We start from the raw sequence: 11,180 nt of genomic DNA, 5'->3' as shown, positions 1-11,180 counted from the left end.
CCCCCCCGCCCCCCCCCCCGGCGCCTGCCCCCCCCCCCCCCCCCCCCCCCCCCCCCCCCCCCCCCCCCCCCCCCCCCCCCCCCCCCCCCCCCCCCCCCGCGGGCCCCCCCCCCACCCCCCCCCCCCCCCCCGGGGCGCCCGCCCCCGCCCCCCCCCCCGCCCCGGCCCCGCCCCCCCCCCGCGCCGGGAACATCGTCGATCAGCTCGCCGTCCAGCTCCTGCCGCCCCAGCCGCGTGCCGGCATAGTCCGCCATCATCGCCTCGACGAAGCTCTTCGGCAGGTGCGGATTGTCCCGCGTCCTCCCGCGCGTCTCATGGCAGCCGGGCATCGCCATCACCCGGCGCATCAGCTTCACCGCGCGCGGCGTCGTCGTCACCACCACGCGCGGATCGTCGCCGCCGCGCATGCCCATCAGCAGATTGTCCCAGGCGGCATCCCCCCGCCCGGCGGGCCATTTGCCCAGCTCGTCGCACCAGGCCGCGTCATGCTCCGGCCCGCGCAATTTCTCCGGCGCAGCGGCCGAATAGATATAGGCGCAAGCTCCCGTCGGGAAGCGCACTTCGCCAAGATGGGCGGACCAGCCGACCTCCTCGTCCGCACGCGCCACCGCCAGCAATCCGCTCGCGCCTTCGATCATCACGCGCCGCACGTCCTCGATCGTCGCGCCCACCAGCGCGATCCGCGCGCCGGGCCGCGCCCGCGCCACGGCGCTCACCCATTCGGCGCCCGCCCGCGTCTTGCCGAAGCCGCGCCCCGCCCGGATCAGCCACACGCGCCAATCGCCCGACGGCGCCCGCTGCCCTTCATGCGCCCAGCGCCACCAGCGCACCTCCAGCTCGCGGCGCTGCGCGAGAGTCAGATCCTGCAGCGCGCACAATCGCAAATGTGGAGGCAGAAGCGCGACCCGCTCGATCGGATCGAGCGAGGCCTCCACGCTCATACCCGCTCTCTCACCTGTTTCTCGAGCACCGCCAGCTTCTTGAGCAGGGCCGCATTGGTTTCCTCTTCGGTCGCGATCCGCCGGTGCGGCATGTCGCGCCGCCCCCGCTGACCGCCGCCGTCCAATGTCGCGCGACAGACCGCCAGCACCTTCAGAATCGTGTTCACATCCATCTTCTCGACCGCCGCATCGGCCGCGGCGACCGCCTCTTCGCCACCATCTCCCGGCTCGATCGCATTGATCGATTGCAGCGCGCGCTGGACCAGCTCCGTCTCCAGCCGCTCATAGCCGGCGATCAGCGCCTCGCGCCAAAGCGCCGCGAATTCCAGGTCGGTGCGGCGCAGCCGATATGCCGTCGTCACCGACAGGTCGGCTTCGCGCGCCGCCAGCCTTACATTACAGGTCAGCGCGAGCACATCGAGGAAGCACGCCCGGCGTTTCCTGGTGCAGCCGTCCTTGCGGACGCGCTTCACCTGTGCCGGCCGCCGCCTGCCATTTCCGATCCGCACATCGTCCATCCGCCTGCTCCTCCAACGCGAACGGGCCGGTGCACCCCGCGGCGCCCGACCCGTTCCCGGAACCCGAAGGCCCCGACTCGCAATTCCTCATCGTTCCTGACATGTGCCATATCAGCGGCACGATGTCAAGCTATTTGTGCCTATCTGGTTATTTTGTTATTATTATCTTGCGCCGCACAAATGGTAGCGTTAACCGCGCCATAGCCTCGAGGCATTCCCCACCCGTTCAGATGCTATTGGAATATGCACCGGTGCGAAGGCATCCGGGCGAAACGCATCGCAGGACTGGGATCTCCTCGCGTGAACCGACGAACGGATGCCCATGGCGTCGTCCGTCAGCCTTCCGCCTAGCGCAAGCAACCGCGGTTCGCCGGAGATACCTGAAGTGATTGCGCGCAATGCGTTACGTAACCAAGCGTTGATACCGGATTCGCAGACGGCCCGCCCGAACCGCGGCGGCGTGTCGAACCGGGGGAAAATGCGCTTCGATTTCCTGACAGCCTGGGCGCGCCGCAGCGCGCGCGAGGCGGAAAGCCTGGCCGGGGCGGATCGCCAGCCGTCCAATTTCCTCTATCCCATGCACAATCCGGTGCTGCGCTCGATCCGGCCGGTGATCGTGCTGATCTGCGTCGGCGGCGTGCTGCTCACGGTGCTGCTCTGGGTCGCCACCTTCCAGACGATCGCGTCAGAGCGCAGCCGGGCGATCACTGCCGCGGTGCGCGAGAACCGCAACACGTCGATCGCCTATGAGCAATATGTCGCGCGCACGCTCGATGCCGCCGATCTCGCCGCGGTCGCGCTGGCGGAGCATTTCCGCGATCTCGTGCCCGTGGTGCCGGGCCGGGCGCCGGTCCGGATCGAGGACGCCGTTGCGAAGAATCCGCTCTTCGCCTCGGTCGCGGTGGTCGATGCCAACGGCAATGTCCGCGCGACCACGCTGCCGGGCGTGCCGGCGATGAACCTCGCGAACGAGCCCGCCTTCCGGGCCTTCCGCTCGGGCACCCAGCCGCGCGACGTCTGGATCAGCAGTCCCCGGATGTCGTCCTTCGCGCATCGTCCGCTGATGTCGATCTCGCGCCCGATCCGCCGCGGGGACGGCAGCTTCGGCGGCGGCATCGTCGTGCGGATCCCGGTCGAGCGGCTGACCGACTTCAACGAAGGCGCCGCGATCCGCCCGCTCGACCTGATCTCGGTCATCCGTCTCGACGGCATGACCCTGGCGCGGCGCGAGGGGCTGCGCGTCAGCTACGGCCAGGATCTGAAGGGCAGGCTGGTGATGCGGCACCAGCGCGCCTATCCGGACGGCACCTATCTCGGGCCCAGCTCGATCGACGGCATCTGGCGCTATTTCAGCCATCGCCGGCTGGCCCGCTACGGTCTCTTCGTCACGGTCGGCGTGGGGCAGAGCGACGTGCTCGCCGAGGTGCAGGCGCGTGCGCGCCAGTCGCGGCTGGCGATGGCCGGGATCACGCTGGCGATCTTCGCCTTCGCCGCCTTCGCCATCGCCGGGCTGCTGCGCCGCCAGCGCGCCGCGCTCGATCTCGCCGCCGCCAACGAACGGCTCCGCGAGGCGCAGCGGATCGGCCGGATCGGCGATTGGGAATATGATCTGCGCAGCGACCGGCTGATCCTCTCCGATCAGCTCTGCGAGATGTACGGCCGCGATCCGAGCGACGACCTGGTCGGCCCGGACGAGGCGCTCGCGCATCTCGACGAGGCCAATCGCGAGATCCTCCTCGCCGCGTTCAACGCCGCGGTCGACGGCAAGCGCCCCGAAAGCTGCGAGGTCGTGGCCCGGATGCCCGACGGCGGCATCTCCTATCGCCGCGTCCGCATCGTCCCCCAGCTCACCCCCGAGGGCGAGGTCCGCACCCTTCTCGGCACCGAGCAGAACGTGACGAGCGAAAAGATAAACCAGCAGCTCCGCGACGAAGTCGCCCATATGTCCCGGGTCGAGGCGATGAACGTCATGGCCGCGACGATCGCGCACGAGCTGAGCCAACCGCTCACGGCCGCTTCCAACTATGTCGCGGCGGTGCGGCTCGCTGCGCGCCAGCGGGCCGATGCCGATCCGGCGATGCTCGCCCTGCTGGCCAAGGCCAGCGAGCAGATCGGCCTCACCAGCAAGATCATGGCCCGCGCCCGCGACATGGTCGCCAACGGGACGGCGGGCGAGCACAGCGCCCTGCTTTCCGAGATCGTAGAGGACGCCATCGCGCTGGTGAAAGTCGTCAACGGCGACAACGCCGCGACGCTGATCGAGCGGCTGGACCCGGACGTCCCCCGCGTCGCTGCCGACAAGGTGCAGATCCAGCAAGTCCTCCTCAACCTGCTGCGCAACGCCTGCGAAGCCGCCGCCGGGCGCGATGCCCCGCAGGTCGTGGTGTCCAGCCGCCGCGAAGCGAACAACATGGTGCGGATCTGCGTCGAGGATAACGGCCCCGGCATAGCCGCCGATCTGGGCGACATCTTCTCGCCCTTCGCCTCCTCCAAGCGCGCCGGCCTCGGGCTCGGCCTGTCGATCTGCCGGGCGATCGTCGATTCCTATGGCGGCCGCATCTGGAGCGAGGCGGGCCGCCCGGTCGGCGCCGCGGTCTGCTTCACCCTGCCCGCGCTGGACTGAGCGGCTCCCGACCGACAACCTGCACCGTTTCTGCACGGGATCGCCGTCAAAGCGCCGCGCAGTGCCCGTCCCCGCTGGACCGGGCACGGCCAACAGGGCTCCCTCACAAGGGAGGTGCCCATGCATCGCGTCGCCATACGCCATAGCTTCATCCTCAAGCTCCTGATCGCCGCGATCCTCGCCGCCGTGGCGGACGCGCTCTTCTATTTCCATGGCATCGGCGCGACGCTCGGCGGATTCGCGCTGCTATGGACGGCGCTCCTCGCGCTTGCGGCCGGCGGCATGCGCCGATCGCGCCGTGCCCGGTTCGCCGCCCTGCTCGCACTCCTCTACGCGCTGGTGCTGATCGAGACGCCTTCGCCGCTCGGGTGGATGCTGTTCTGGGTCGCGCTTTCCAGCGCCGCGCTGCTGGTCCGGCGCCGCTTCGACAATGCCGGCGACTGGGCGATCCGCCTCGCCGCCCATGTCCTTCGCGGCATCCCCGCGCCGATCACCGATCTGGCACGGCTCGGCCGGCTATGGCGCTCCAGGGATGCCGCCCGGATCGGCGCAGTGATCCGCGTCGCCGCGCTGCCCTGTATCGGCGGCGCGCTGTTCGCGACGCTCTTCGCCGGCGCGAACCCGGTCATCGGCAATTTCGTCACGTCGATCCATTTGCCCCTGCCTCGGGACGCCACGCTGCATTTCTGCTTCTGGATGTTCGTCCTCTACGCGGTCTGGCCCAGCCTGCGCCCCGCCCCCGCCGTCACCCGCGCCGCGCCCTTCTCTTTCGATCTGCCGCCCATCCGCGGCATCCCGCAGGGCTCGATCACCCTCTCGCTGCTCACCTTCAACGCGATCTTCCTGGTCCAGAATCTGCTCGACATCGCCTTCCTCTGGAGCGGCACGCCGCTGCCCGGTTCGATCACGCTCGCCGATTATGCCCATCGCGGCGCCTATCTGCTGATCGTCACCGCGCTGCTGGCCGGTCTTTTCGTCCTGCTCTTCCTCCACCCGGGCAGCGACGCGGCGCGCCGGCCGGCGATCCGCTATCTCGTGATAGTCTGGATCGCCCAGAACCTGCTGCTGGTCACATCGAGCATCCTGCGCACCTGGGATTATGTGGAGGCCTATTCGCTCACGATCCTGCGGATTTCCGCCCTCGCCTGGATGGCGCTGGTCGGCGTCGGGCTCTTCCTGATCTGCTGGCGCCTGATCGCCGAGCGCTCCACCCGCTGGCTGCTCAATGCGAACGCGCTCGCCGCCGCACTCGTCCTCAGCGTCGCGAGCGTCACCGATCTGGGCGCCGTCGCCGCCTGGTGGAACGTGCGGCACAGCGACAGGGTCGGCCAGACCGGCAATGCGATCGACCTCTGCTATCTGCACCGGCTCGGCAGTTCGGCGCTGCTGCCCGTCATCGATCTCGAAAAGCGCGCCCAGGGCCCGCTGCTCCAGGACAGCATCGCCGCGATCCGCGCCGATCTGCTGGAGCACCTCGCCGCCGACCAGGCCGATTGGCATCGCTGGACCTGGCGCGGCGCCCGGCGCCTGGCGGCCGCCCGCGCCGCGCTCGGCCCCAATCCGCCCCGCCCCTTTCCGGCGCCGCGCGGCCGCGACTGCGACGGCGCGCTCCGTCCCCCGTTGACCGGCGAGGCAGAACAATGATCCAGTGCCCCATGCCGCGCACCATCCTGGTCGTCGACGACGATCCCCATATCCGCCAGCTCCTCGCCTTCGCGCTCGACAAGGCGGGCCTCGGCACGATCGAGGCGGAGGACGGCGAGGCCGCGCTCGATCTCGCCGCCCGCCACAACCCCGATCTGGTCATCCTCGATATCAACATGCCGCGCATGGACGGCCTCGAAGTCTGCCGCCGCCTGCGCGCCACGGGCGAGATACCGATCCTGTTCCTGTCGTCCCGCGACGACGAGATCGATCGCGTCCTCGGGATCGAGCTCGGCGCCGACGATTATGTCGTGAAGCCCTTCTCCCCGCGCGAGGTCGTGGCCCGCGCGATGGCGATCCTGCGCCGCATCGCCGCGCGCCCGCCCGCAGTCGATGAGAACCGGCCGGTGCTCCATCACGGCCGTCTCGCCCTCGATCTCGACGGCTGGCACGCGAGCTGGAGCGGCGAGCCCGTGCCGCTCACGGTCAGCGAATTCACGATCCTGCGCACCCTGGCCTCCGCCCCGGGCAGGGTCTTCAGCCGCGACGCGATCATCGATCGGCTGCACGGCCCCGGCTTCGCGATCACCGATCGCACGATCGACAGCCATATCCGCAACCTGCGGGCAAAATTCGTCGGGATCGGCGGCCTCGACGTGATCGAGACCCGGCCCGGCATCGGCTACAGCCTCGGAAACTGCGCCGGCGAGGCCGGATGATCGCCGCACTCAAACAGGCGGTGAAGGCGCGCTGGCCGCGCCTGCGCCTGCGCACGATCCTGTTCGCAAGCCTGTTCTTCGTCGCCGCGCTGCCCGGCTTCGGCGCGATCTTCCTGCGCGTCTATGAGAACACCCTGGTCCGCCAGACCGAGGCCGAGCTGGTCGCCCAAGGCGCCGCGCTCGCCGCGGCGGCGCAAATAGTCTGGCCGGGTGCCGGCCCCCCCATGCCGCCCGATCCCGGCCAGGTCCGGCCCGAACCGCCCAGCATCGACCTGAACTCCACGCCGATCCTGCCCGAGCGGACACCGCCCGCCCCGATCGCCCACGCCCCGGCCGCTTCGTCCGTCCAGGCCGCGAAGCGCCTGCTCCCCGTCCTGGCGGCCACCCGCCAGACCACGCTGGCGTCGATCATCCTCCTCGACGGCGCCGGCAATATCCTCATCGGACCGGGCACGGCCGGAAGCTATGCCGCGCTCCCCGAGGTGCGCTCGGCGCTCGCCGGCCAGTCCGCCACGGTGCTGCGCCGCAACGGCGACTATCGCCAGGTCTATCGCTTCGAATGGCTGTCGCGCGCCGCCGCGATCCGCGTCCATCATGCCCGGCCGGTGATCGTCGACGGCCGCGTCGTCGGCGTGCTGCTCCTGTCACGCTCGGCCCGCGCGCTGTTCAAGGGACTTTACGAGGATCGCGGCAAGATCGCCTTCGGCATTCTGGTCATCTTCGGCATCCTCGTGGTGCTGAGCGGCGTGCTGTCGCGCGGCATCGCCCGCCCGATCGAGGCGCTCAGCGTGGCGACCCGCGCAGTGTCCGCCGGCGGCGGTGCCATGCCCGCCGTGCCCCCCACCGCCGCGATCGAGATCCAGGGCCTCTATGTCGATTTCGCCGCCATGGCCCAGGCGATCGACCGCCGCTCGCGCTATCTGCGCGACTTCGCCCATGCCGTGAGCCACGAATTCAAGACGCCGCTCGCCGGCATCCGCGGCGCATTGGAACTGCTGCGCGATCATGCCGGCGCGATGTCGAACGCGGAACGCGATCGCTTCCTCACCAATGCCGATGCCGACGCCGAACGGCTGACTCTGCTGGTCTCGCGCCTTCTGGAACTGGCCCGCGCCGACATGTCCCAGGCGGCAGCCCCCGCCGAGACTCGCCTCGCCCCGATCGTCGCCAAGATCGCGGACGCGGAGCGCGCGCCCGGCTTCGACATCGTCATGGGCGATCCCGGAACGCTGGCGGTCGCGGCACCGGCGGACACGATAGAGGCAGTCCTGGCCGCGCTCATCGACAACAGCCGCCAGGCAGGCGCCGCCACGGTGACGATCGACATCGCCGCTGCCGGCGATACCATCGCGATCACCATCTCCGACAACGGGCCCGGCATCGCCGAGCCCGATCGTGCCCGCATCTTCGAACCCTTCTTCACCACGCGCCGATCGCGGGGCGGCACCGGGCTTGGGCTACCGATCGTCCGGTCGCTGCTTCAGGCGCATGGCGGCGCGATCGAACGGGTCGAACAGGAGGACGGAACCGCCTTCCGCGTCACGCTCCCCCGCGCCGACCCATAGGATCAGGCGAGCGCCGAGACCGCTTCCTCCCAGGCGCGCGCCTCATCCTCGCGCCGCGCATGGATCAGCGGCGGCTGCGCGATGGCACCCGCGGCATTCACCTCGACGCTCGCGTCATAGAGGAAGGTCGCATTGCCGCTGATCGTGACGTTGCGTTCGGCATCGGCGCGTCCGCGCACCAATCCGCCCTTGTTGAACACACGGATTTCCTGCCCGAACGCCACCCGCCCGGTAAGCCCCGCCGCGAGCACCGACGCCGCCATCGCGCTGCCGCAACTGTCGGTCAGCCCCACGCCGCGCTCGAAAGTCCGGACATAGAGGTCCGCCGGCCCCCGCTGCTCGACGAACGACACATTGGCCCGCGCCGGCAGCAGCGCCGGGCCGCTCTCGCACCAGTTTCCCAGCGCCACCAGTTCCGCCTCATCCACCGCGTCGACGAAGCGCACCAGATGCGGATTGGGCATCGCCACCGCCGTGAACGCCCGCGCATCGGGCAGCCCCGGAATGGGCGCGTCGATGAAGGAGTCCCCGGTCGTCAGCCCGACATCCGCCGCCGCGATCGATGCCGGCCCCACCTTGGTCCGCACCGTCGTCACGCCCGGCGCCAGCTCCGCCTCGCGCGCCACTTCGGCGACGCTGGTCTTGAGCCGCACCAGCGCATGGTCGATCCCCAGCAGCTCGAATCCGAGCCGCGCGGTGCAGCGCAGCCCGTTGAGGCAGGTCTCCGCCTCCGACCCGTCCGAATTGAACATCCGCATGCCGAACGCAGCCGCGCCGCTCCCCTCGGTCAGCAGCAACAGCCCGTCGCCGCCCACCGGCCCGTCGCGATCCGCAAGCGCGCGCGCGATGCCCGCCCATTGGGCGTCGTCGAGCGCCATTCCCCGCGCGTCGATCAGCGGAAAGTCGTTGCCCGATCCGTGGCATTTGATGAAGGCGAGTTGCATGGCCCCCATCTAGGGGCGCCGACGCGCCTTGGCTATGCCGCCGCCGCTTCTGGCGGCACCGGCCCGCCCATCGCCTTCACCGCCGCCCGATCCTTGGCGATGATGGCGGCGAAGCTCGGCCGGGCGTGGATCGCCGCGACATAGGCGGCGGTGCGCGGATAAAGTTTCGAATCCACGGTCACGTCGATGCAGCCGAGCGTCGCGAAGGGGCTCGCGATGGCGATATCGGCCAAGGTGAGCCGATCCTCCACCAGAAACCCGCTCTCCGGGATCACGCCTTCCAGATAGTCGAGCAGCGGCGGCAACTGGTCGCGTTCGGCCGCCTCCACGGCCCCATGGTCGCAAGGCTGCTTCAGCACCCGTGGCAGCACGAATCGGTTGCCGAAGATCACGCTCCCCGCCGCGTTCATCAGCGTATCCGCCATCTCGTCGAACCAGATCGCACGCGCCCGCGCGCAGGGCTCTTCGGGAATCAGGTTCGGCTCGGCATATTTCGCATCGATATAGGCGACGATCGCGCTCGAATCGCTGATCATGAAGTCGCCGTCCTTCAGCGCGGGCATCTTGCGGAACGGACTCGCGGCTTCGAACTCGGGTCCGCCGCGTCCCATCCCGGCCAGCTTCAGTTCCGGCGCCAATCCCTTTTCGTGCGCAAAGACCACGCATTTGCGCACGTATGGCGACAGGGTCGAACCAAAGACGATCATACGCATTTCCTCCCCGCAATGGGCACCAGCCTAGTATTTCGGTCGCGTGGGCGACCTAGTTTACCGCGACAGTCCGGTGGTGCTGTGCAAGGATCGGCCCGATGACCGCCTTCACATTCCTCCTCGCGCTCGCGGGCGCCACGGCATTTTATGTAGTCTTTCGCCGCATCGCCTTTTTGGAGGATGAGGTACGCCGCGTCGAGTCGTTGCTTGCCCGCTTTGAGCAGGGCAGCGTGGATTCGTCTCCGGTCGCCCCAAATGAACCTGCGGTATCGGCACCGGCGGCCGCGCAGCCGGAACCGGAACCGGAACCGGAACCGGTCGCAACATTCGCGCCCGAACCGGCGCCCGTCGAGCCGCGTCCGCTTCCCGATTTCAGTCTCGAATCGCTGATCGGCGGCCGCCTGCCGATCTGGATCGGCGGCGCCGCGCTGGTGCTCGCCGGCTTCTTCCTCGTGCGCTATTCGATCGAGAGCGGCCTGCTCGGCCCGGCGACGCGCACCGTCCTCGCGGCGCTGTTCGGCCTCGCGCTCATCGCCGCCAGCGAAATCACGCGGCGCCTGCCCGCCACCGCCGACGATCCCCGCGTCGCGCAGGCGCTCGCCGGCGCCGGCATCGCCAGCCTGTACGGCACGCTCTACATGGCCGCCGCGCTCTATCACCTGATTACCCCGCTCACTGCCTTCGCCGCCGTCGCGCTGGTGACGGCCGCCGCAATGGCGCTGTCGCTCCGCCACGGCCCGCCCACCGCGGTCATGGCGCTGATCGGCGGATTCGCCGCGCCCCTGGTCGCCGGATTCGACGCCGCCGGGATCGGGCCGCTGCTCGTCTATCTCGCACTGTTCATCACCGCCCTGTTCGGCCTCGCCATCCATCGCGGCTGGGGCTGGCTCGCGCTCACGGCCAGCGTGGCGGGTTTCGGCTGGATCAATTTCCTGCTCGCGGCCCTGCAGGGCCGCCCCGGCGATCTCTCGACGGTCGGCGGGTTCACCATGCTGCTCGCCGCCGGAGCCGGCGCCGCGTTCCCCGCCACCGGCCTGACCAATCGCTGGCTCCGCGTCGCCCCGCTGGTGGCCGGCTTCGTCCAGTTGCTCGTGCTCGCCCCCGCGCTCGATTTCGGCGGCCTGGCCTGGAGCTTCTACCTTGTCCTCGCCGCCGCCGCGCTGTTCCTGTCGTGGCGCCGGGCCGTGTATCTGCCCGGCGCGCTGGCCGCGCTCGGCTTCCTGCTGGTGCTCGAAGCGCTCGCCCTGCTCCAGCCCGAGCGCAGCGCCACCCCGATCGCCGCCGCCATCGCCACCCTGCTCTTCGCCGTGCCGGGGCATCTGCTCGCGTCGCGCCGGGCCGGCTGGCCGATACTGGCGCTCGCCGTCCCCGCCGGCCCTCGCCTCTGTGCCCATCTCTGCGCCCCGTGGCTGCCTTCCTCTTTTGCCTTGGTTGTCTTGTTGGTGTTCTTCGCGGCGGCTGCGGTTGCATCGTGACACTCCTACCCTCCCCCCACCTTCTACTGTCCCCTTTCCTT

General features: G+C 69.9%; 9 protein-coding genes. 5 read left to right on the top strand and 4 right to left on the bottom strand.

Annotation, left to right across the window (positions count from 1 at the left end; genetic code table 11):
- Together HB724_RS19530 and HB724_RS19525 are read right to left on the bottom strand one after the other, a co-directional pair.
- On the bottom strand, positions 1–941 hold a 941-nt coding region (locus tag HB724_RS19530; RefSeq protein WP_213982624.1), incomplete at its 3' end, for a terminase family protein.
- The gene (locus tag HB724_RS19525; RefSeq protein WP_213982623.1) at positions 938–1,459 is read right to left on the bottom strand and encodes a hypothetical protein; all 522 of its coding nucleotides are present in this window, start codon (positions 1,457–1,459) and stop codon (positions 938–940) included. The genes HB724_RS19525 and HB724_RS19530, both read right to left, overlap by 4 nt.
- Positions 1,460–1,937: 478 nt before the next feature.
- Between HB724_RS19525 and HB724_RS19520 the strand changes: the two genes are divergently transcribed.
- The 4 genes from HB724_RS19520 (at position 1,938) to HB724_RS19505 (ending at position 8,010) form a co-directional block, all read left to right on the top strand.
- Entirely contained in the window at positions 1,938–4,082 is a 2,145-nt protein-coding gene (locus HB724_RS19520) for an ATP-binding protein (protein WP_213982622.1), read from the top strand.
- A gap of 120 nt (positions 4,083–4,202) precedes the next feature.
- On the top strand, positions 4,203–5,726 hold the full coding sequence (locus tag HB724_RS19515; protein ID WP_213982621.1) for a DUF4173 domain-containing protein: 1,524 nt from the start codon (positions 4,203–4,205) through the stop codon (positions 5,724–5,726).
- Positions 5,727–5,737: 11 nt separating this feature from the next.
- Positions 5,738–6,445 (top strand): response regulator transcription factor, encoded by a 708-nt coding sequence (locus HB724_RS19510; protein ID WP_256731634.1) that lies wholly within the window; start codon positions 5,738–5,740, stop codon positions 6,443–6,445.
- Positions 6,442–8,010, top strand: a complete 1,569-nt coding sequence (locus HB724_RS19505) for a HAMP domain-containing sensor histidine kinase (RefSeq protein WP_213982619.1) — start codon at positions 6,442–6,444, stop codon at positions 8,008–8,010. The genes HB724_RS19510 and HB724_RS19505 overlap by 4 nt, the downstream gene beginning before the upstream one ends.
- A 2-nt stretch (positions 8,011–8,012) precedes the next feature.
- On the opposite strand, the gene dapF is transcribed toward HB724_RS19505, so the two are convergent.
- Positions 8,013–8,954, bottom strand: a complete 942-nt coding sequence (gene dapF, locus HB724_RS19500) for a diaminopimelate epimerase (protein ID WP_213982618.1) — start codon at positions 8,952–8,954, stop codon at positions 8,013–8,015.
- Between the two features lie 32 nt (positions 8,955–8,986).
- Positions 8,987–9,667 carry a glutathione S-transferase family protein gene (locus tag HB724_RS19495; RefSeq protein ID WP_346344760.1) on the bottom strand — a complete coding sequence of 227 codons (681 nt, stop codon included), beginning with the start codon at positions 9,665–9,667 and terminating at the stop codon, positions 8,987–8,989.
- 95 nt (positions 9,668–9,762) lie between these two features.
- On the opposite strand from HB724_RS19495, the gene HB724_RS19490 reads away from it, so the two are divergent.
- Positions 9,763–11,139: a DUF2339 domain-containing protein gene (locus HB724_RS19490; RefSeq protein WP_213982617.1), complete on the top strand. Its 1,377-nt coding sequence runs from the start codon at positions 9,763–9,765 to the stop codon at positions 11,137–11,139.
- Positions 11,140–11,180 lie beyond the last annotated feature (41 nt).

It is taken from the genome of Sphingomonas sp. dw_22, assembly GCF_018449795.1.
In the GTDB taxonomy this organism is placed as follows: Bacteria; Pseudomonadota; Alphaproteobacteria; order Sphingomonadales; family Sphingomonadaceae; genus Sphingomonas.
This window is presented reverse-complemented; position numbering and strand designations above follow the sequence as displayed.

Coding starts and splice junctions, on each gene's coding strand:
- HB724_RS19525 (WP_213982623.1), bottom strand. CDS start 1,459: ATGGACGATGTGCGGATCGGAAATGGCAGGCGGCGGCCGGCACAGGTG.
- HB724_RS19520 (WP_213982622.1), top strand. CDS start 1,938: ATGCGCTTCGATTTCCTGACAGCCTGGGCGCGCCGCAGCGCGCGCGAG.
- HB724_RS19515 (WP_213982621.1), top strand. CDS start 4,203: ATGCATCGCGTCGCCATACGCCATAGCTTCATCCTCAAGCTCCTGATC.
- HB724_RS19510 (WP_256731634.1), top strand. CDS start 5,738: ATGCCGCGCACCATCCTGGTCGTCGACGACGATCCCCATATCCGCCAG.
- HB724_RS19505 (WP_213982619.1), top strand. CDS start 6,442: ATGATCGCCGCACTCAAACAGGCGGTGAAGGCGCGCTGGCCGCGCCTG.
- dapF (WP_213982618.1), bottom strand. CDS start 8,954: ATGCAACTCGCCTTCATCAAATGCCACGGATCGGGCAACGACTTTCCG.
- HB724_RS19495 (WP_346344760.1), bottom strand. CDS start 9,667: ATGCGTATGATCGTCTTTGGTTCGACCCTGTCGCCATACGTGCGCAAA.
- HB724_RS19490 (WP_213982617.1), top strand. CDS start 9,763: ATGACCGCCTTCACATTCCTCCTCGCGCTCGCGGGCGCCACGGCATTT.